21 protein-coding genes are annotated in these 20,579 nt (G+C 70.2%); 7 read left to right on the forward strand and 14 right to left on the reverse strand.

Annotation, left to right across the window (positions count from 1 at the left end):
• Positions 1-41: 41 nt before the first annotated feature.
• The 7 genes from ABD798_RS29305 to rimO form a co-directional block, all read right to left on the reverse strand.
• Positions 42-1,319, reverse strand: coding sequence for a uracil-xanthine permease family protein (locus tag ABD798_RS29305; RefSeq protein ID WP_344881796.1), 1,278 nt, complete (start codon positions 1,317-1,319; stop codon positions 42-44).
• Between the two features lie 155 nt (positions 1,320-1,474).
• Complete coding sequence (gene pspM, locus ABD798_RS29310; RefSeq protein ID WP_344881799.1) at positions 1,475-2,311, reverse strand: phage shock envelope stress response protein PspM; 837 nt, start codon at positions 2,309-2,311, stop codon at positions 1,475-1,477.
• A gap of 7 nt (positions 2,312-2,318) precedes the next feature.
• On the reverse strand, positions 2,319-3,140 hold the full coding sequence (locus ABD798_RS29315) for a PspA/IM30 family protein (protein ID WP_344881802.1): 822 nt from the start codon (positions 3,138-3,140) through the stop codon (positions 2,319-2,321).
• Between the two features lie 241 nt (positions 3,141-3,381).
• On the reverse strand, positions 3,382-3,831 hold the full coding sequence (locus tag ABD798_RS29320) for a helix-turn-helix domain-containing protein (protein WP_344881806.1): 450 nt from the start codon (positions 3,829-3,831) through the stop codon (positions 3,382-3,384).
• Positions 3,832-3,976: 145 nt separating this feature from the next.
• Positions 3,977-4,441, reverse strand: a complete 465-nt coding sequence (locus tag ABD798_RS29325) for a CinA family protein (protein WP_344883631.1) — start codon at positions 4,439-4,441, stop codon at positions 3,977-3,979.
• An 88-nt stretch (positions 4,442-4,529) separates the two neighbouring features.
• Positions 4,530-5,129 (reverse strand): CDP-diacylglycerol--glycerol-3-phosphate 3-phosphatidyltransferase, encoded by a 600-nt coding sequence (gene pgsA / locus ABD798_RS29330; RefSeq protein ID WP_344881809.1) that lies wholly within the window; start codon positions 5,127-5,129, stop codon positions 4,530-4,532.
• Positions 5,126-6,571 (reverse strand): 30S ribosomal protein S12 methylthiotransferase RimO, encoded by a 1,446-nt coding sequence (gene rimO / locus ABD798_RS29335; RefSeq protein ID WP_344881812.1) that lies wholly within the window; start codon positions 6,569-6,571, stop codon positions 5,126-5,128. Before rimO ends, pgsA begins: the two co-directional genes overlap by 4 nt.
• 103 nt (positions 6,572-6,674) lie before the next feature.
• On the opposite strand from rimO, the gene ABD798_RS29340 reads away from it, so the two are divergent.
• The 3 genes from ABD798_RS29340 to ABD798_RS29350 all read left to right on the forward strand — a co-directional run bounded on the left by ABD798_RS29340 (position 6,675) and on the right by ABD798_RS29350 (position 8,577).
• A complete protein-coding gene (locus ABD798_RS29340) occupies positions 6,675-7,208 on the forward strand; it encodes an amino-acid N-acetyltransferase (RefSeq protein ID WP_344881815.1) in 534 nt (177 codons plus the stop codon).
• A 96-nt stretch (positions 7,209-7,304) separates the two neighbouring features.
• Positions 7,305-7,826: a phospholipase gene (locus ABD798_RS29345; protein ID WP_344881818.1), complete on the forward strand. Its 522-nt coding sequence runs from the start codon at positions 7,305-7,307 to the stop codon at positions 7,824-7,826.
• 316 nt (positions 7,827-8,142) lie between these two features.
• Positions 8,143-8,577, forward strand: a complete 435-nt coding sequence (locus ABD798_RS29350; RefSeq protein WP_344881820.1) for a phospholipase — start codon at positions 8,143-8,145, stop codon at positions 8,575-8,577.
• Positions 8,578-8,737: 160 nt separating this feature from the next.
• On the opposite strand, the gene ABD798_RS29355 is transcribed toward ABD798_RS29350, so the two are convergent.
• Entirely contained in the window at positions 8,738-11,215 is a 2,478-nt protein-coding gene (locus ABD798_RS29355) for an FtsK/SpoIIIE family DNA translocase (RefSeq protein ID WP_344881823.1), read from the reverse strand.
• Between the two features lie 116 nt (positions 11,216-11,331).
• On the opposite strand from ABD798_RS29355, the gene ABD798_RS29360 reads away from it, so the two are divergent.
• The 3 genes from ABD798_RS29360 (at position 11,332) to ABD798_RS29370 (ending at position 13,783) form a co-directional block, all read left to right on the forward strand.
• Positions 11,332-12,162 (forward strand): lysophospholipid acyltransferase family protein, encoded by an 831-nt coding sequence (locus ABD798_RS29360; RefSeq protein WP_344881826.1) that lies wholly within the window; start codon positions 11,332-11,334, stop codon positions 12,160-12,162.
• A 292-nt stretch (positions 12,163-12,454) separates the two neighbouring features.
• Positions 12,455-13,630: a S1 family peptidase gene (locus ABD798_RS29365; RefSeq protein ID WP_344881829.1), complete on the forward strand. Its 1,176-nt coding sequence runs from the start codon at positions 12,455-12,457 to the stop codon at positions 13,628-13,630.
• 24 nt (positions 13,631-13,654) lie between these two features.
• On the forward strand, positions 13,655-13,783 hold the full coding sequence (locus ABD798_RS29370; RefSeq protein WP_344881832.1) for a hypothetical protein: 129 nt from the start codon (positions 13,655-13,657) through the stop codon (positions 13,781-13,783).
• A gap of 68 nt (positions 13,784-13,851) precedes the next feature.
• Here the strand turns inward: ABD798_RS29370 and ABD798_RS29375 are convergent, their stop codons facing one another.
• The 6 genes from ABD798_RS29375 to thyX form a co-directional block, all read right to left on the reverse strand.
• Complete coding sequence (locus ABD798_RS29375) at positions 13,852-14,835, reverse strand: hypothetical protein (RefSeq protein WP_344881835.1); 984 nt, start codon at positions 14,833-14,835, stop codon at positions 13,852-13,854.
• A gap of 253 nt (positions 14,836-15,088) precedes the next feature.
• The gene (locus ABD798_RS29380; protein ID WP_344881838.1) at positions 15,089-16,807 is read right to left on the reverse strand and encodes a ribonuclease J; all 1,719 of its coding nucleotides are present in this window, start codon (positions 16,805-16,807) and stop codon (positions 15,089-15,091) included.
• Positions 16,804-17,730, reverse strand: coding sequence for a 4-hydroxy-tetrahydrodipicolinate synthase (gene dapA / locus ABD798_RS29385; RefSeq protein WP_344881841.1), 927 nt, complete (start codon positions 17,728-17,730; stop codon positions 16,804-16,806). Before dapA ends, ABD798_RS29380 begins: the two co-directional genes overlap by 4 nt.
• A gap of 302 nt (positions 17,731-18,032) precedes the next feature.
• Positions 18,033-18,659, reverse strand: a complete 627-nt coding sequence (locus ABD798_RS29390) for a TIGR03085 family metal-binding protein (RefSeq protein WP_344881844.1) — start codon at positions 18,657-18,659, stop codon at positions 18,033-18,035.
• Between the two features lie 9 nt (positions 18,660-18,668).
• Entirely contained in the window at positions 18,669-19,055 is a 387-nt protein-coding gene (locus ABD798_RS29395; RefSeq protein ID WP_344881847.1) for an ACT domain-containing protein, read from the reverse strand.
• A gap of 18 nt (positions 19,056-19,073) precedes the next feature.
• Positions 19,074-19,826 carry an FAD-dependent thymidylate synthase gene (gene thyX / locus ABD798_RS29400; RefSeq protein ID WP_344881850.1) on the reverse strand — a complete coding sequence of 251 codons (753 nt, stop codon included), beginning with the start codon at positions 19,824-19,826 and terminating at the stop codon, positions 19,074-19,076.
• Between the two features lie 150 nt (positions 19,827-19,976).
• Here thyX and ABD798_RS29405 point away from each other — a divergent pair, with 150 nt between their 5' ends.
• Entirely contained in the window at positions 19,977-20,570 is a 594-nt protein-coding gene (locus ABD798_RS29405; protein WP_344881853.1) for a toxin-antitoxin system HicB family antitoxin, read from the forward strand.
• Positions 20,571-20,579 lie beyond the last annotated feature (9 nt).

A 20,579-nucleotide genomic window follows, 5' to 3' on the forward strand; every position in this document is an offset into this window, starting at 1 on the left:
GCACTGAACGGGTCGTTCAGGGCTTCGGCGACGGGCGCGAGCTAGTCCGTGGCGGGCGGGGCGGGTGTTTTGCGGAGGTTGTTGAGGCCGCGCATCACGGGGTGCAGCACGATGATCATCAGCGAGCCCCAGGCGATGCCGCCGATGGTGGCGCCGAAGATCGTCAGCTCCAGGTTGCCGATGCCCGCGACCAGGGCGACACCGCCGACCATGAGGTTCACCGGGTCGGTCAGGTCGATCTTGTTCTCCATCCAGATGCGCACGCCCACCAGGCCGATCAGCCCGAACAGGACCATGGAGGCCCCGCCGAGCACGCCGCCGGGGATTGTGCTGACCAGCGCGCCGAACTTCGGCGAGAACGCCAGCAGCAGCGCGGTCACGGCGGCGATCATGTAGGCGGCGGTGGAGAAGACGCGGTTGGCGGCCATCACGCCGATGTTCTCCGCGTAGGTGGTGGTGCCGCACCCGCCACCTGAGCCGGCCAGCGCCGTGGCGAGGCCGTTGCCGATGAGCACGTCACCGGCGCTGCCGTCGAGGTTGCGGCCGGTCATCGCCGCGACGGCCTTGACGTGGCCCAGGTTCTCGGCGACGAGGACGATCACGGCGGGCAGCATGCTGAGCACGATCTCGGGCTGGAACTCCGGCGCCACGAACGGCGGCATCCCGATCCAGTCAGCGGTGTGCACCGCGGCCAGGCGCGCCGGGTCGAGGCCGCCGGACGCGGCCGCGAGCCCCCAGCCGATCACCACGCCGATCAGCACCGCGATCCTGGACAGGAACCCGCGCAGCAGCGCGGTGGCCAGCAGCACGGCGAGCAGGGTGAGCGCGGCGAGGCCGGGCTGGGTCTTGAAGGACTTCACCGCGTCCGGCGCCAGGTGGAAACCGATCAGGATCACCACGGCACCGGTCACCACGGGCGGCATGATCGACTCGACCAGGCGGGCGCCGAGCGCCTTCACCGCGACGCCGACCATGGTGATGAGCACGCCGGAGATCAGCAGCCCACCGGTGCGCCCGCCCATCGACGCGGCCTCGTTCGCGGTCAGCGGGGCGACGTAGGTCTGCGAGGAGCCGAGGTAGCAGGGCACCCGGCCACGGGTGATCACCAGGAACAACAGCGTGCCCAGGCCGGAGAACAACAGCGCCGTGGTCGGCGGCAGGCCGGTGAGCAGCGGGACGAGCAGGGTGCCGCCGAACATGGTCACCGCGTGCTGGAAACCGAAGCTGATCGTGCGCGGCCAGGTCAGCCGTTCGTTCGGGGCGACGATGTCCCCGTCCGCGAGGTGGCGGCCGTCGCCGTGCACCGTCCACAACGCCACAAGGACCCCTCCAACGCGGGACTGACCAAGACCCGAAGGGTGCCGGGAACCACCGGCGCCCCACCCGGAAGCGCAACGTTAGCACCGTATGTAATCAAATCGAGATAGGGGCGCGATTCCTCGAAACAGGAATGTTTTCCCAGATCAGAGGCGGTTCAGAACGTACCGTTGCCCGAAGCGAGTTCACGTAGCGCGGCGGCGAGTCCGGCCAGCCGATCGGTGGCGTCCTCCAGTGCGTGCATCGGCCGCATGGTCGTGCTCTCGGCGACGGCGCTGCCCGCGGCGGCGACGAGACCGCGATAGCCCTCGACACCCTCGACGAGTTCGTGCAGCAGGCGGGCGACGGCGGCGTCCAGCCCTGCGCGCTGGTGCTCGGGCGCGACGTCGCGGGCCTGCTCGACCGCGCGCAGCTGCGCGGCGACCTCGCGGATCGCGATGGCGGCCTCGGCGGCGATCGCCCTGGACTCGCCAACGGACTCCAGCGGAACCGGGGGAACCCCGTTGCGCGGTGTGGCGAGCTGGGTGAGCAGGTCGGAGAGCAGCGCCTCCGCCTCGGCGAGCTCGCGCATCGGACCGCGAGCGGCGGAGGAGGAGGGTGGGAGCGGGGGCGGCGGGGCCGCGGGCTCGGGGAGCGGGGTCTTGTGCAGCTTGTAGGAGCGCACCCCCGCCGAGGTCGCCGCAGCGGCGCTGAGCACGGAGACCGTGCCCAGCGCCGCCTCGGACAACTCCAGGCTGCCGGGGTCGCCCCCGACGAAGAACGCCACCACGCCCGCGGCTGCCGCGAGCGTGGTGCGGAACCAGATCCGGCGCACCGAGCGCTTGCGCTGGCGGATCATCTTGGCGCGCGGATCGCGCCAGGCCGAGAGCTTGCGCTGGACGCCGTCGACCGCGTCGGCGGCACCGCGCAGGTGCTTGGTCAGCTCGCCGCTGGTGCGCAGCTGCTTCACCACGAGCTCGCCCAACTTGGTGAGCTCGTCCCGTCCCGGCGCCACCGCGGCCTCAGCCCTGCTGCGGGTTCTGCGGCAGCTGGGTGGTGGCCTGGTTGGGCGCGGGGGCCGGGACGGCCGCCTGCCCACCGGTGACCTGCGGGGTGGCCGAGCCACCGCGCATGGAGGCGCGGATCTGCTCCAGCCTGGAGGCACCGGCGAAGTCCGCGGTGGACTGCTGGACCTCCAGCATCCGGCCCTGCACCGAGTCCTTGGCGAGCTCGGTCTGGCCGAGCGCGGTGGAGTAGCGGCGCTCGATCTTCTCCCGCACCTCCTCCAGCGAGGGGGTGTTGCCGGGCGCGGCGAGCTCGCTCATCTGCCGCAGCGAGCTGGAGACCTGCTCCTGCATCTTGGCCTGCTCCAGCTGGCTGAGCAGCTTCGTGCGCTCGGCCAGCTTCTGCTGCAGCACCATGGCGTTGCGCTCGACGGCCTGCTTGGCCTGCCCCGCGGCCTGGATCGCCGAGTCGTGCAGGCTCTTGAGGTCCTCCACCGACTGCTCGGCGGTCACCAGCTGCGTGGCGAAGGCGGTCGCGGTGTCCTCGTACTGCCGCGCCTTCTCCTCGTCACCGGCCGCGCGCGCCTGGTCGGCGAGCACCAGCGCCTGACGGGCGGAGGCCTGGAGCTTCTCGACCTCGCCGAGCTGGCGGTTGAGCTTCATCTCCAGCTGGCGCTGGTTGCCGATGACCGCCGCCGCCTGCTGGGAGAGGGCCTGGTGCTGGCGCTGAGCCTCCTCGATGGCCTGCTGAATCTGCACCTTCGGGTCGGCGTGCTCGTCGATCTTCGACGAGAACGCCGCCATCAGGTACTTCCAGAACTTCACGAACGGATTGGCCATCTCCTCCGCCTGCCTTCTTCGTGCGACCCTGCCGCGGCCCAGCCCCGTGACTACGCCCCATGACCAGGCGTTCACCCGGTGCTGACATCCATCGTGTCAGGTGCTCGTCCCGGCTTCCACCGGCCCCCACGGATATCAGGGTCGAGCCCGACACGATTCAGGGATCAACCCCCGGACACCCATTCTCACCCTAGGGGCGAGCGCGAAGGGGCGGTTCGGGGGTTTCCCACCTGTGATCTGATCAGGCCGCTACGACAACACCACGGGGAGCGGAGTTGGTGATCTTCGTGGTGAGCTGGGTGCGCAACATCGGCTGGAGCCGGAGGTCGGAGAGGTCGTTGCCGATGATCGCGGGCACCAGCGAGCCCGCGTCGACGACACCGCGCTCCGCACGCGCCTCGGCCGGGACCTTCGGCTGCGGCTTGCCCTGCGACGGCGCCGGGATCCGCATCGGCTCGCCCGCGCGGATGTCCGCGGCGACCTCGCCGAGCAGCTCCGACAGCGGCAGCTCCAGCGCTCCGCAGATGGCGGCCAGCAGCTCGCTGGAGGCCTCCTTGCGGCCGCGTTCGACCTCGGAGAGGTACCCCAGGCTCACCCGGGCGGTACGCGAAACCTCTCGAAGAGTACGGCGTTGGTCGGTGCGGGCACGGCGCAGCCGGTCCCCCAGCGCCTCCCTCAGCAGCACGGTCATCGCGTGCCTCCCTTCACTGCGCGAGCCTCAAGGCCGTGGCGAACACGGTACCCAGCGTCTCTGACACCGGAAGTGCGTAATGGTGCTCGTCCGCCAAGGGCGAACGTTATCCATTCCCCTGATGTTCCGAACGGAGTTACCCCGATCAGGTCATGACATGGCGCGCGAGCACTGACAGTGCGGCATCACGGGACGCCGCACGCACCGCGTGCCTGTCTCCTCCACAACGCAGGGTGATGACGCTTGGTTCCCGGTCCGCGTGCGCGAGGCCGATGTGCACGGTGCCCGGCGCGACGCCGTCCTGCGGGTCCGGCCCGGCCACCCCGGTCAGACCGAGCCCCCACGTCGCGCCGCAGCGCAGCCGCGCGCCCTCCGCGAGCTGGGCCGCCACCTCCGGGTGCACTGCGCCGTGCTGGGCGAGCAGGTCCGCGTCCACGCCGGCGAGCGAGGCCTTCAGATCGGTGGCGTAGACGATCAGTCCGCCGCGCACCACGGCGCTGGAACCGGGGACATCGGTCAGCGCGGCGCAGACCAGACCGGCGGTCAGCGACTCCGCGGTGGCGACCGTCTCCCCTCGCCCGCGCAGTGCCGCAACAAGATCAGTGCTGATGCTCGAACCCGCGAGCGGTTCTTCAGCGAAGATGCTCGAACCGGCAAGCGGTTCTTCAGTGCTGATGCTCGAACCCGCGAGCGGTTCTTCAGTGGGACTCACGCTCACGGGCACCAGCCCTCAGTCGAAGCGCCTGGACGATGTAGTCGAAACCGGTGACGACGGTGACCACCACGGCGGCACCCATCATGGTCCACAGCAGCGGGTCGAAGCCGCTGGGCAGCATCGGCAGGTAGAGCCCGATCGCCAGGATCTGCAGCAGCGTCTTGACCTTGCCGCCGCGGCTGGCCGGGATCACACCGATCCTGATCACCCAGAACCGCAGCAGCGTGATGCCCAGCTCCCTGGCCAGGATCGCGATGGTCACCCACCACGGCAGGTCGCCGAGCACGCTCAGGCCGATGAGCGCGGCCCCGGTCAGCGCCTTGTCCGCGATCGGGTCGGCGATCTTGCCGAAGTCGGTGACCAGGCCGTAGCGGCGGGCGACGCTGCCGTCGATGCGGTCGGTGATGGAGGCGAGCGCGAACACCCCGAAGCTCACCCAGCGCCAGTACTGGTCGTGGCCGTCGCCGACGAACAGGGTGACCATGAAGACCGGCACCAGCGCCAGCCGCAGCATGGTCAGCAGGTTGGCGATGTTCAGCAGCGGCACGGGTGTGGCCGCGGTGGGCTCACCCCCGGCGCTCACGCCGAGATCCCCTGCACGATCTCCAGGGGCTCGACGACGAGGTCAACGCCTTCGGCAGCGATCACCTTGGCGCGCACCAGCATTCCGATTTCCAAGTCCTCGACGGCCAACTCGTCGGAATCGGCGAACACGCACTCGCCGTCGACCTCCGGAGCCTGGTGCTCGGCGCGGCCGGTGCAGTCGGAGTCCTCGTCGGCGAGCTGCTCGACGAGCACCAGCACCTCCTCACCGACGCGCTCCTCGGCGCGCTGCGTGGTCAGCTGCTCGGCCAGCGCGGAGATCCGGGCGACGCGCTCGTTGACGACGTCCTCGGAGAGCTTGCCGTCCAGCTCCAGCGCCTCGGTGCCGTCCTCGTCGGAGTAGCCGAACACGCCGATGGCGTCCAGCCGCGCTCCGGTCAGGAAGCGCTCCAGCTCCGCGAGGTCCTCCTCGGTCTCGCCGGGGAAGCCGACGATGACGTTGGTGCGCGCGCCCGCGGTCGGCGCCTGCTCGCGGATCTGCTCCAGCAGCGCCAGGAACGAGTCGGTGGAGCCGAAGCGGCGCATCCTGCGGAGCACGCGCTCGCTGGAGTGCTGGAAGGAGAGGTCGAAGTACGCGGCGACGCCCGGAGTGCTCGCGATCGCCGTGACGAGGCCGGGCCGGGTCTCGGCGGGCTGGAGGTAGGAGACGCGCACGCGGTCGATGCCGGGCACGGCGGCCAGGCGCGGCAGCAGCTTCTCCAGCGCGCGCAGGTCGCCGAGGTCCTTGCCGTAGGAGGTGGAGTTCTCGCTGACCAGGAACACCTCGCGGACGCCCTGCGAGGCCAGCCAGGTGGTCTCGGCGACCAGCTCGTCGGCGGTGCGCGAGACGAAGGAGCCGCGGAAGGACGGGATGGCGCAGAAGGAACAGCGCCGGTCACAGCCGGAGGCGATCTTCAGCGGGGCGACCGGGGAGTCGTCGAGGCGCTTGCGGTTGGCGCTGACGACGCCGGGCACCCAGCCGTGGCCGGGGACGGACACGTCGGAGGTGGCCTTGGGGCGCTCCACCGGGGAGATCGGCAGCAGGGTGCGGCGGTCGACCGGGACGTGCGAGGTGAGCTCGCGGCCCGCCACCACGTCGTCCAGCCGCTCGGCCAGGTTCGGGTAGTGGTCGAAGCCGAGCACCGCGTCGGCCTCGGTGAGGTTGTCGGCCAGCTCCTTGCCGTAGCGCTCGGCGAGGCACCCGACGGCGACGACCTTCGCGCCGGTGTCGGAGGCCGCCAGCAGCGTGTCGACGGAGTCCTTCTTCGCCGACTCGACGAAGCCGCAGGTGTTGACCACCACCACGTCGGCTTCGGCGTCCGGGTCGACCAGCTCCCAGCCGCCCGCGCCCAGCCGTCCGGCCAGCTCCTCGGAGTCGACCTCGTTGCGGGCGCAGCCGAGGGTCAGCAGGGCGACACGGCGGGAAGAGGGGGGCGCAGACACGCGGGTCAGGGTAACCGCCCCCACCGACTCCCTCCGACCACACCACTCCCCCGCGCGCGTTGTCCGGGCGAATGTGGATCGACGGCAGGCGTAGGCTGCTCGCGTGTCGATCGATCCGGAGCTCTCCGGGGTCACCGTCCGCCGAGCCAGGACGAGTGACGTTCCCGCGATCAAGGCGCTCGCGGACAAGTACGAGGGCGTGCTGCTGGACAAGGATCTCGTCACCCTCTACGAGGACGTGCAGGAGTTCTGGGTCGCCACCGACGCGAGCGGTTTCCTCGGCTGCGGCGCGCTGCACGTGCTGTGGGAGGACCTGGCGGAGATCCGCACCATCGCGGTGGACCCGGCGGCCAAGGGCAAGCGCATCGGCCACCGGATCGTGAGCAAGCTGCTCGACGTCGCCGAGGAGCTGGGGCTGAGCCGGATCTTCGTGCTGACCTTCGAGACGGGCTTCTTCGGCTCGCACGGCTTCGTGGAGATCGACGGCACCCCGGTCACCCCGGAGGTCTACGAGGAGATCCGCCGCTCCCCCGACGTCGGTGTCGCGGAGTTCCTCGACCTGCCCTACGTCAAGCCGAACACGCTCGGCAACTCGCGGATGCTGCTGATGCTGGCCGACCGCGTGCGCGATCGTTAGGAAGCGTTCCCCATTCGGGGCTGTTCTCCCAGCTCATCCATGCCGTAACAACATGGGTGTGCGCATCTGTGCGCTTCAGCACGGAGGGAGATCACGATGAGGGCTTCACGAGGCTTACGGCGACTGGCGCCCGGGGTGAGGGCCGGTGCCACCGCGGTCATCGCCCTGGCGCTGACCCTCGTCATGGGCGCGGGCACCGCGCAGGCGATCGACGTCCGCGCGGTCACCGACGACTACATGTTCTCCAAGTCCCTCGCCGAGTTCGGCCAGATCCGCCTGGAGCGCCCGTACGACGGCGAGCTGGACTGGTCGACCGACGGCTGCACCCTGGCTCCGGACCGGCCGTTCGGCTTCCAGGTGCTGCCCGCGTGCCACCGGCACGACTTCGGCTACGGCAACTACCAGTGGCAGGGGCGCTTCACCTCGGCGAACCGGCTGCGGATCGACAACAAGTTCCGCGACGACATGTACCGGATCTGCGGCGGGAACTGGGGCTGCCGACGAGTGGCCGACATCTACTACTACGCGGTGCGCACTTTCGGCGGCAGTGGCAGCACCGCCGACGCGCTCAACCGGAGTGACGTGAAAGCGGCCGCGAGGGCGGCCGCCACGCGTTAGCCAGGGTCACGTTTTGGCAACCGCACACTGTGAGCACTCGCGGTTGCCAGAACGTCCCGAGCACGCCCTGTACAGCCACAATAGGCCAACAGTGTGATCGACGACTCACCCCAACGGCCCAGCAATCAGGTCCCGCGGCCGAATGGTCGTACAAACGGAGCACCAGCGAACGGCTTACAACTTTCGACCCGTCGAAATTGATCAACTTCCCTTTTGCCGAATCCTGTTCAGGATTTTTTAGAGCGCGCTACCGGTCGGCGGCCCGGCGGGGTAGGAATCCCGGTGTTATCTACCTCACCCTGCGAGGAGAGACCTCATGACCGGTTCCATCCGCTCCGCCGCCCGGGGCACGCTCGTCGCCACGGCGCTGGCCATGGGCGTCACCATGGGCGCGGGCACCGCACAGGCGGTCGACATTCGGGCGATCACCGACCAGTACCTGTTCAGCCACTCGCTGAGCCAGTTCGAGAACACCAGGAACCAGAAGCCCTACGACGGGCAGCTGGACTGGTCCTCCGACGCCTGCTCGTGGTCGCCGGACAAGCCGGTCGGCTTCAACTTCAAGCCCGCGTGCCATCGGCACGACTTCGGCTACCGCAACTACAAGAAGCAGCAGCGGTGGAACTCCGACGCCAAGCTGCGGGTCGACAACAAGTTCAAGAGCGACCTGTACGGCATCTGCGGGTCCAACTGGGCCTGCAAGCGGATCGCGGACCTCTACTACGCCGCCGTCCGCAAGTGGGGCACCTGATCCCCACCGCGCCCCAGAACCGGAAGGCCCACCCGCTCCCTGCTCGGGTGGGCCTTCTTCGTGCCCGTGCGGGCTAGGGCGTGTTTCACAAGTCCGTGTTCGCGATAGCCGGGCCGAGCCCGCCCCTGGCTCTCATCGAACGAGACCTGGGAAACACGCCCTAGTCGTCCTCGATGGGGCCGCCGCCGCGGATGGAGTAGAGGACGGAGTCCAGCTCGTCGGGCTTGACCAGGACCTCGCGCGCCTTCGAGCCCTCCGAGGGGCCGACGACGCCGCGGTTCTCCATCAGGTCCATCAGCCTGCCGGCCTTGGCGAAGCCGACGCGCAGCTTCCGCTGGAGCATCGACGTGGAGCCGAACTGGCTGGTCACGACCAGTTCGACGGCCTGGATCAGCACGTCGAGGTCGTCGCCGATGTCCGGGTCGATCTCCTTCTTCTCGCCCGCCTTGGCCGAGGTGACGCCGTCGGTGTACTCCGGCTCCGCCTGCTCCTTGGTGAAGGCGACCACCGAGTTGATCTCGTCGTCGCCGATGTAGGCGCCCTGCACGCGCACCGGGCGGGAGGCACCCATCGGCAGGTAGAGCGCGTCGCCCATGCCGATCAGCTTCTCGGCGCCCGGCTGGTCGAGGATGACCCGCGAGTCGGTCAGCGAGGACGTGGCGAAGGCCAGCCGCGACGGCACGTTGGTCTTGATCAGGCCGGTTACCACGTCCACCGAGGGCCGCTGGGTGGCCAGCACCAGGTGGATGCCTGCCGCGCGCGCCTTCTGGGTGATCCGGACGATCGCGTCCTCGACGTCGCGGGGCGCGGTCATCATCAGGTCGGCCAGCTCGTCGACGATCGCCAGGATGTAGGGGTACGGGCGGTACTCCCGTTCCGAGCCCGGCGGCGCGGTGATCTCGCCGGACTTCACCTTGCGGTTGTAGTCGTCGATGTGCCGGACCCGGTTGACCTGCATGTCCTGGTAGCGCTGCTCCATCTCCTCGACCAGCCAGGCCAGCGCGGCGGCGGCCTTCTTCGGCTGGGTGATGATGGGCGTGATCAGGTGCGGGATGCCCTCGTAGGGCGTCAGCTCCACCATCTTCGGGTCGATCAGGATCATCCTGACCTCCTCCGGGGTGGCCCTGGACAGCAGCGAGACCAGCATCGAGTTGACGAAGCTGGACTTGCCGGAGCCGGTGGAGCCCGCGACCAGCAGGTGCGGCATCTTGGCCAGGTTCGCGGTGACCATGTGGCCCTCGATGTCCTTGCCGAGACCGATCACCAGCGGGTGGTGGTCCTTGGCCGCGGTCCCGGACTTGAGCACGTCGCCGAGCCGGACCATCTCGCGGTCGCTGTTGGGCACCTCGATGCCCACGGCGGACTTGCCGGGGATCGGGGCCAGCAGCCGCACGTTGTCGGTGGCCACCGCGTAGGCGATGTTCTTGGTCAGCGCGGTGATCTTCTCGACCTTCACGCCGGGGCCGAGCTCGACCTCGTAGCGGGTCACGGTCGGGCCCCTGGTGAAGCCGGTGACCTGGGCGTCGATGGAGAACTGGTCGAGCACGCCGGTGATCGCCTCGATCATGGCGTCGTTGGCGCGGCTGCGGGCCTTCGGCGCGTCGCCCGTGGTCAGCAGAGTCATCGGCGGCAGCTTGTAATCGCCCTCGACGGGGCGCATCGCCATCTTCGCCGGTGCCTTGTCGACGACCTGCGGGGTCTCCTTGACCGGGCGCGCGGGCTTGGCGGGCTCGCGCGGCACGTCGTCCAGGCTGAGCTGGTCGTCCTCGTCGGGGGCCGTGGCCTGGCGACGGCGGGAGGGCTTGCGCAGCCGCACCGAGGCCGGGTCCACGTCGTCGAAGAGGTCGTCGGCGTCGACCTCCTCGGAGCCGTCGTCGTAGGGCTCGCCCTGGGTGAGCGCGCGCAGTCGTCCGGGCAGCTCGCGGATCGGGGTGCCGGAGATCAGCAGGCCGCCGCGGATCACCAGGAGCAGCAGCAGCGGGACGGTGACCCAGGTGGTCAGCCCCTGCGAGAGCGGATCGCCGATCGCGTAGCCGAGCGCGCCGCCGCCGGTCATCCAGCCGTCGGAGCTCTGCGGGCGCGCGGTGAAGATGTGCAGCAGCCCGAGCACGGCCAGCGTGACCAGGATCGAGCCGAGAACGGTGCGGAGCCGGGCCTCCGGGGTGCTCTCGCGGACCATCACGGTGATGCCGATGCCGAGCAGCAGCAGCGGGAGCACCACGGCGCCCGCGCCGATCACGCTGCGCACGGCCCAGTTCACGCCCTCGCCGACCGGACCGCCCGCCTGCCACCAGACCCCGGCGGCGGAGATCACCGCGACCGCGATGAGCAGCAGGCCGACGGTGTCGCGGTGGTGGGCGGAGTCGATCTCCTTGGTGCGCGCGACGGTTCGGGCCAGCCCGCCGACGCCCTTGGCCACCAGGCCCCAGCCCGCGCGCAGTCCCCTGCCGATCGGGTTGCCGCCCGACCTCCGAGGAGCCTGCGCGCGCTTGGCGGGCGCGCGTGGCTTGGGACGTGAACGAGCCGCGGGGGCCTTCGGCTTCGGCTTCGCCGGTGAGCTGCCAGAACTCGCACGTGGCTTGCCGCCGCCCCGGGAGCCCGAGGTCCCTCTCTTCGCCGGAGTCGCGCGGTTTGCCATGCCCGACACGGTAGTGGGCCCTCGCTCGTGCCCGAAGCCGTCACGCCGTAACGCACCCGACAAATTCGGACTTGGTCGCACACGGGCCCGCGCGAACGTGCCATGCTGCCCTCGCCATGAGTTCTCTGCCTTCCATCCCAGACGAGCCGTCCGACAGGCCGGGACCGCTGCGGCGCCCGCCCCTGCTCTGGCGGATTCTTCTGCGCGCCAACAGGGTCTTCGTCGCGGTCACCGGCAAGCTCGTCGTCACCGGCGAGGTGCCCGAGGAGCTGCGCGGTCAACCGGTGCTCGTCGCCTCCAACCACATCGGGGTCTTCGACGGCTTCGTGCTGGTCGCGGCGTGCCACAAGCGGGGCGTCATCCCCTACCTGATGTCCACCGGCGGGCTCTTCGACGCGCCCGTGGTCGGCTGGGCGTGGCGCACCTGCCGCCACGTGCGGGTCGACCGCGGCGAGAAGACGGTCACCCAGGCCATGGACAACGCCATCGACGCGCTCAACAGGGGCAAGACGCTGGTCATCTACCCCGAGGGCCAGATCTCGCTGGACGCGGGCCTGTGGCCGGAGCGCGGCAAGAGCGGCGCCGCCCGGATCGCCCTCGGCGCGAAGACCCCGGTGCTGCCGGTCAGCCAGTGGGGCGCGCACGAGGCGGTCGTCTGGGGCTCCAAGAACGTCGAGGGCTGGAGCGACTTCAAGCCGCTGATGACCTCGTGGTTCAAGTCGGTCTTCAAGCGCCCGAAGTTCCGGGTGCACTTCGGCCCGCAGGTGCCGCTGGAGGACCTGTCGCCGACCACGCCGGGCGACGCCGTCCGCGCGCGCGACCGGATCATGCGCTCCATCGCCACCGGCCTGGTCCCGCTGCGCGAGGACGAGCTGGGCGAGCCGCGCTTCAAGGACAAGACGCGCCCCATCAAGGGCCAGAGCCCCTGGACCCCCGACAAGCTCTGAGAGCCAAGCGGCACAAGGCCTTCCACCCCACCGTCCACATCGGACGGTGGGGTTTTTCACGCGGGGTGCTCTCGCGATGTGAAACGCCAGTGAAAAAGTGAAGGCACCACGGGTCTTGCTTGCGGGAGCACGGAGAACGACAGTTGTGCCATCGCATTCGAGGCTTCAGTGGAATGCGGCCAGGCCGCAGCGAGAAAGTCAGCGATTCCCTGCTCTTCGCTGATTCCTCCCTGCTTCGCTGCGGCCTGCCAGAAAAAGGAGCCCTGCTTTGTCACGCTCAACGAAGGCTTTTGTGACGGTTCTGGCGGCCGGATTCCTCGGCTTCTCCGGCACCGCGGTGGCGATCGCCTCGCCGACCAACTCCTACGACCCGGCGATGCTGGACGCGCTTTCCAGCAGCCAGGGGATCAGCCCGGCGGCGGCCGCGGCGCGGCTGGACAGCGAGGGCGTCCAGCAGCAGCGGCTCACCGAGCTGAGCGGCTCCGGTGCGGCGGTGGACGGCGCGTTCTTCGTGAACGGCCAGCTCATCGTGAACACCGCGGACAAGGCCAGCACGGCCAAGGCGAAGGCCAAGGGCCTCGCGGTCCGCACCGGAGCCCGTGGCGCCGCGGCGCTGGAGCGCGTCTCCGCCGACCTGGACCGCGCGGCGAGCACGCACCGCCCGGACGGCGTGAACTCGTGGGCCGTCGACCTGGCCTCGGACACGGTCGTGGTGTCCGTGCACGAGGGCCGCCGCTCCGCCTCCACGGAGAAGTTCCTGGCAGCGGCCGCCAAGCACGGCAACGCGGTCAAGGTCGAGACGACCGGCGAGCGGCTCGCCCCGACCGCGGACGTCTACCCCGGCAGCAAGATGACCTTCAGCGCCTCCGGCGGCGGGTGGTGCTCGGTCGGCTTCGGCGCCACGAACTCCTCCGGCCAGCGCTTCCTGGTCACCGCCGGGCACTGCGTCGAGGGCCTGCCCGACCTCTACCTGGGCAGCACGCACTTCGGCAAGGCCACGAACACGCGCTTCGGCATCGGCAAGGACAGCGTGGACATGGGCATCGCCCGCATCGACGCCGAGGACCGGATCATGACCTCGGTCGGCACGTGGGGCGCGGCCGGGACCGTGGCGGTGCGCGGCGCGAACCGGGCCGCCGTGGGCTCCACGATCTGCAAGTCCGGCGCCACCACCGGCTGGACCTGCGGAAACATCAAGTCCTACAACGTCACGGTCACCTACACCGACCCCAACGGCGGCCCGCAGACGGTCGTGCGCGGGCTCGGCAGCTCCTCGGTCTGCACCGCGGGCGGTGACTCCGGCGGCGCCTACATCTCCGGCAACCAGGCGCAGGGCATGACCTCGGGCGGTCCGATCGGCCAGACCTGCACCTTCAACGGCGGCACCATCGCCGGGAAGTCCTCGTACTTCCAGCCGCTCAGCGACGCGTTGAGCTACTACGGATTGTCCGTGCAGACGGCGAGCTAGGTCGTTTCTCACGAGTCTCGTTCGATGAGAGTCGGGATCGAGGTCGTTCCTGGCAAGACGGCGGGAAGTCCGCGTACCGGTGTTGTACGTGGGCTTTCCGGCGGCGCGGCCAGGGGCGGGCTCGGCCCGGCTATCGCGAACACGGACTCGTGAGAAACGACCTCAAGCCCGGCTGCTCGTACTGAACGGCCCGCGTGTCCTTTATCGGGACGCGCGGGTCGTTACCATTCCCAGCTGATTCCGTGCACTCCGGGAACGCATTCGCTGTGCAGCGAGTGCACCATTCCGGAGCGGCCGAGCAACAACTCGTTGCGCATGTGATCGGGGGTTTGCGCGTTGTGCCTGCTGAACTCGAAGACCCGGCGCGGAACGGCCGTGGGGTCGAAGTGCACCTGGAGCAGGTACTCGCGAACCGGGTAGCGGGCGCGGCGGTCGGAGGAGAGCGCGACGGCCCCGCCCTCGGGGAAGACGATCTCGTACTCCACGACGGTGGTCTCACCTCGGTCCAGCATGCGGTCGAAGAGGATCTCGAAGACCAGGAAGCCGGAGTCGTCGTCGGACCACACCCGGCCCAGCTCGCCGTACTGCACGGTGATCACCGAGGGGATCTGCTGGTCGGGGTCGTCGCCCCGGAAGATCGCCACCACGCGGTCGACGCCGTCGCGCTCGGCGCGCAGCACCTGGCTGGTGACCACGCGGCGCTCGGTCCGATCGGCGCCGATCCAGTACTGGTCCCTGATGGTCAGCCCGGTGACGTGCTCGTTCAGCCTGCCGCTCGCCGCCTCTTCGAGCACGCTCTCCAGCGCCCAGTGGTCGGGCCACAACCGGTCGAAGGTCAGCGGGCGCGGGGCACCCGCCTGCCAGCGGCCGCGCGGGCGGCGCGGGCCGAGCAGGTTGAGCAGCGAGTTCGGCGGCAGTCGCAGCACCTCTTCGAGCAGCTCGACCGCCTTCAGCGACTCGATCCGCTCGGGGCGGCTGCGCCCGCGCTGCCAGTAGCTCAGCGTGGCGAGGCTGACCCGGACGCCGCGGGTCAGCAGGCGGGACTGCACGCGTTCCAGTGCGAGCCCGCTGCGGCGGATCGCCACGCGCAGCGCCTCGGAGAACGGGCCCGTGCGCAGGGCGGCCAGGAGTTCGGGGTCGTCGATCTCAGCGATGGAGCGCGTGTCCGCACGCCCGACGACCGGGGTGACCGCGTCGAGGGTCATGGCTCCTCCCACCTCGGCCACGCCTGCGCGGCCGTCCTAGGTGGGGAACTAGTTAACCTTGCCAACAGGCCGGAAACCAGTCCCGAACGAGCGGCAAACGTTCTTCACCACGTCCGTGACCAGCTGTGATGCGTTGAGCACTCCGGGCCAACTGTGAAAATCACTGAAAGAGAGCCCGGCGTTCGGGGGTGGCGCGTCCGCCATCCGCGCGGGTACCCGGTGGATCGGTACCCGCACGGACGGCTCTGACGGACTAGACCTCGATGACCGTCGGGACGATCATCGGGCGGCGGCGGTAGGTGTCGGCGACCCAGCGGCCGACGACCCGGCGCACGGCCTGGGCGATGCGGTGCGAGTCGGTGATGTTCTCCGCCTCGGTGCGCGAGAGCTCCATCTCCACCAGCGGAACGACCTGGTCCAGCGCCTTCGGATCGTCGGAGAACCCGCGCCCGGAGATCGTCGGGGGCGCCACCGCGCGCCCGGTCGCGGCCTCGATGGCGATGGTGATCGAGATGAAACCGCCCTCGCCGAGCACGAGGCGGTCGGACAGCGTGGACTCGCCGACGTCGCCGACGGAGAGCCCGTCGACGTAGACGTACCCGACCTCGACGCGGCCGGTGATGCTGGCTTGGCCGTCGACGAGGTCCACGACCACGCCGTCCTCGGCGATCACCACGCGCTCCGGGGCGACGCCGGTGAGGATGGCCAGCTCGGCGTTGGCGCGCAGGTGCCGCCACTCGCCGTGCACCGGCATCACGTTGCTCGGGCGCACCGCGTTGTAGAGGTAGAGCAGCTCGCCGGCTGAGGCGTGCCCGGAGACGTGCACCTTCGCGTTGCCCTGGTGCACCACGTTCGCGCCCAGCCGGACCAGGCCGTTGACCACGCCGAAGACCGCGTTCTCGTTGCCGGGGATGAGCGAGCTGGCCAGCACGACGGTGTCCCCGGCGCGGATGCTGATCTGCCGGTGCTCGCCGCGCGCCATCCTGGACAGCGCCGACAGCGGCTCGCCCTGGGACCCGGTGGAGACGAACATGACCTTGTCCTCGGGCATGGTCATGGCCTCGTTGAGGTCCACCAACAGCCCGGCAGGCACCTTGAGCAGGCCCAGCTCGGCGGCGATGCCCATGTTGCGGACCATCGAGCGCCCGACGAAGGCGACCCGGCGGCCGTGGTTGCCCGCCACGTCGAGCACCTGCTGAACGCGGTGCACGTGGCTGGCGAAGCACGCGACGATCACCCGCTGGGTGGCCTTGCGGATCACGTTGTCCAGCACCGGGCCGATCTCGCGCTCCGGCGTGACGAAGCCGGGCACCTCGGCGTTGGTGGAGTCGACCAGGAACAGGTCGACGCCCTCGTCGCCCAGCCGCGCGAAGCCCGCGAGGTCGGTCAGCCGCCCGTCCAGCGGCAGCTGGTCGAGCTTGATGTCACCGGTGTGCAGAACGACCCCGGCCGAGGTCTTGATCGCCACCGCCACCGCGTCCGGGATGGAGTGGTTGACGGCGAAGAACTCGCAGTCGAACTGGCCGATCGCGTGGTGCTCGCCCTCCTTGACCTCGACCAGGCGCGGGGTCTGCCGGTGCTCCTTGCACTTGGCGGCGAGCAGCGCCAGCGTCAGGCGGGAGCCGTAGACCGGCAGGTCGGGGCGCAGCTTGAGCAGGAAGGGCACCGCGCCGATGTGGTCCTCGTGGCCGTGGGTGAGCACCAGGCCGACGATGTCGTGCAGGCGCTGCTCCAGGGCGCGGAAGTCCGGCAGGATCAGGTCGACGCCGGGCTGCATGTCCTCGGGGAACAGCACTCCGCAGTCGACGATCATCATCTCGCCCGCGTGCTCGAAGACGGTCATGTTCCTGCCGACCTCACCGATGCCGCCGAGCGCGACGACGCGCAGGCCGCCCTCGGGCAGCTTCGGCGGCGGGATGAGCGCCGTGGAGCGGTGGGTCTGTACGCGACTGGCCGTCGTCGGCGAGGTCACTGAGCGACCGCCTCCTCAACGAGGTCGAGGCCGGCGGAGCGCAGGGTCGCGGCGAGCGCGTCGCGCTCGGCGGGAGTGGCCGAGGGGATGGGCAGTCTGGGTTCCCCGACGGGGAGGCCGCGCAGGCGCAGCGCTGTCTTGCTGAAGATCACACCGCCCAGTCTGCCGAACGCCGCGCAAACCGGCAGCAGGTCCCGGTGGATCTCGCGCGCGGCGACGACGTCACCGCGCTCGTGCGCGTCCAGCATCTCGCGCAGGCGACCCCCGGCGACGTGCCCGATCACGCTGACGACACCGACCGCGCCGACCGAGAACCACGGCAGGTTGATCATGTCGTCGCCGGAGTAGAAGGCCAGGTCGGTGCGGCTCAGCACCTGCGAGCTGGCGAAGAGGTCGCTCTTGGCGTCCTTCACCGCGACGACGTTCGGGTGCTCCGCGAGCGCGCAGAGCGTGTCCACTTCGATCGGTACCGCCGTTCTGCCCGGGATGTCGTAGAGCATCACCGGCAGCGATGTCGCGTCGGCCACCGCCGAGAAGTGCGCGAGCAGCCCGGTCTGCGCCGGCCGCGAGTAGTAGGGCGAGACCACCAGCAGCCCGTGCGCGCCCGCCTTCTCCATGGCGATGGCCTGCTGCACGCTATGCGCGGTGTCGTTGGTGCCCGCTCCCGCGACCACGGCCGCCCTGCCGCCGACCGCGTCGACCACCGCGCGGACGAGGTCCGCCTTCTCGGCGTCGGAGGTCGTCGGGCTCTCCCCGGTGGTGCCGTTGAGCACCAGCCCGTCGTTGCCCGACTCGATGAGGTGTGCGGCGAGCTTCTGCGCCGCGTCCAGGTCCAGTTTCCCGGTCTCGGTGAACGGGGTGACCATGGCGGTGAGCACGCGGCCGAACGGGCGGCCTGGGGCGGCGGTGGGGCATCCGGTCATGGCATGACGCTACCGCGCGGGCAGGCGTGCTCCACGCGGCGCCGCCCCTGGTGAACGCACTGTCGCGGGGACCGCGCAATGCCTTCCGCCAAACACCGCCGAGCCCCGGTTTTCCTCCGCCCGCGCGCGCCAGAACACACCAACTTTTCGCGTGAGTTCGCTCTCCACGGGTTGGGGTGTCTTCAAGACCCCCGAACCCCCCTGTTGATCATCGCTAACCGCCGCACACCCCGCGGCCTTGCCGGGTGCGCTGTCGTTGAAGACCGGCGGACCCGAGGGCTTGCCGAAGTCGGGCTCTCGGGCTAGATGCCTCGACTGAGGCCGTTGACCACGGCGATGGCGCGCTGCTCGCCCTCGAACTCCAGGCGCACCTCGGCCCGGCCGAAGGCGTGCAGCAGCAGCTCGGCCGGTTCTCCGATCAGCGCGACCGTGTTCGGCCCGCGCTTGGCGGTGACCGCCGCGCCGTCCGGGCGCCGCAGCTCGATGCCCACCGGACTGCGCCGGTAGTTCAGCCGCGCCACCCGCGACACCTGCCGCCACACCGCCTCGTCGCGCTTCGCGTCGGCCGGGCGGGGCTCCCATCCCGGAGCGCCTCGGCGAACGTCCTCGTGGTGCACGAAGAACTCCGCGCCGTTGGCCGATTCGTCCACGCCTGGCAAGGAGAACGGCGACAGCGTCGGAGGGCCGGTGCGCACCAGCTCGACCAGCTCGCGCCAGGGCTTCGCGGCGTAGCTCTTCTGCACGCGCTCGGTGTAGCCCGCCAGCGCGGAGACGAGGATTCCGGCGGCGGCGTCGGGCCTGCGCTCCCTGATCACGAGGTGCGCGGCGAGGTCTCGGGTCAGCCAGTCCCCGCACAGCGTCGGCGCGTCGGGTCCGACCTCCTCGAACAGCTCGGACAGTGCACTTCGCTCATCCCGCGCCAGGCCCATGGGCCCAGCCTAGGCGTGCACTCGGTGGCCCGCGTTCTCCAGTGCGGCAACGGCTCGCGCCAGGTGTTCCTCGCGGACCATCAGGTGGTCGGTGTCATAGGTGGACAACGCGAACAGCGGCACGCCCGCCTCGGCGAGCGGGGTGGACAGCGCGGCCATGATCCCGGTCAGCGCGAAGTCGAACGGGCCGCGCGCGGTCAGCACGCGCCACCCGCCCTCGGCCTCGTCGGCGGTCGGCGCGACAGCCGTCGGGCACACCACCGACAGCTCGTCGCGCGTTCTGGTGATCGACACAAACCCTTGCGCCGCAAGGACTTCTACTGGCGCACGGGCATCGGCGGCGAGGCGGAGCACGCTGTGGGCACCTGGCAGCAGGTCCAGCTCAACCGTGCTCACGCCCGCCCCCTTCTCAGCTCAGCCCTCGGCGACCAACGGGCTGGAGGCGACCTCCGTGCCGTCGGGCAGCGAGGAGATCTCGAAGTCGCTGAACACGTTCTCCGCCGCCTTCTGCAGGTGGCGCAGGCACTCGATGGCCAGCGCGCGGATCTCCACGTCGGCGTGCTCGGTGGCGCGCATGGCGATGAAGTGGCGCCACGCCCGGTAGTTGCCGGTCACCACGATGCGGGTCTCGGTGGCGTTGGGCAGGATCGCGCGGGCGGCCTGGCGGGCCTGCTTGCGGCGCAGCGTCGCGTTGGTGACGTCGGCGAACTTCTTCTCCAGCCCGGCGAGCAGCTCGTTGTACGCCGCGACGCTGGCCTCGGCGGCCTTGGCGAACATCTCGTGCAGCTCGGGGTCGTTCGCGATCACGTCCGGCTCGACCATCGCGGCGTCGGACTCGGGCACGTAGCGCTGCGAGAGCTGCGAGTAGGAGAAGTGGCGGTGCCGGATCAGCTCGTGGGTGAGCGAGCGGGACATGCCGGTCAGGTAGAAGCTCACCGACCCGTGCTCCAGCACGGAGAGGTGGCCCACCTCCAGGATGTGCCGCAGGTACCCGGCGTTGGTCGCGGTCTTCGGGTTGGGCTTGCGCCAGGACTGGTAGCACGCGCGCCCGGCGAACTCCGCCAGTGCCTGACCGCCGTCCGCGTCGGTGGACCAGGGCACCTCGGCGGGCGGGAAGAACTCCGTCTTGGCGATGAGTTGCACCTTCGGGGACACCGTCTGCGCCATGCCTTGCCCTTTGCTCCCTGCGCCCGCCGGGTTCGGACGCACTCCGCGAGCCACAGTAGAGGGCTCAAGATCGGCGCTCGCCTGCGGGTATAAGACTTCGTGACGCCACGCTCGGTTGACTGACGTCACCGGTGACGCCATAGTGACGTCATGGACCTCACGCCCTACATCGCCGCGCTCCGCGAGGACCTCGCCACCGCGGCGTCGGCCGGGGACGAGCAGACCCAGCGGACCGCCGCGGTGCTGGCCGCGGCCCTGGAGCCCGCCGCCCGCCTGGTGATCATGAACGCGCTGTCCGACCTCGCCGCCCAGGTCACCGCCGCCCAGGAGGACCACGTCGTCGAGGTCCGGCTCCGCGGCCGCGACGTCGAGGTCGTGACCAGCCCGCTCCGCGCCCCGCGCGCGCAGCCCCAGCCGGAGCCGGAACCCGAGGCGGCTCCCGAACCGGAGCCCGAGGAGGCAGCGGCCCCGGCCGAGGAGGAGCAGCCGAAGGAGGAGACCCCGCTCAAGAACGCCTTCGACGACGCCACCGGCAACATCAGCCGGGTGACGCTGCGCATGGTGGACGAGATCAAGTCCAAGGCCGAGAAGGCCGCCGCCTCGCAGGGCGTGTCGCTGAACAGCTGGATGGGCTACGCCGTGCGCAGCGCGCTGCAGAACCGGGCCAACAACCAGCAGAAGGCGCGGCGGGAGCAGGAGCAGCCCGAGACCGGTGAACGCCTTCGCGGCTGGGTTCGTGGCTGAGGCCAGGGG

It is taken from the genome of Allokutzneria multivorans, from assembly GCF_039537405.1.
GTDB lineage: Bacteria > Actinomycetota > Actinomycetes > Mycobacteriales > Pseudonocardiaceae > Allokutzneria > Allokutzneria multivorans.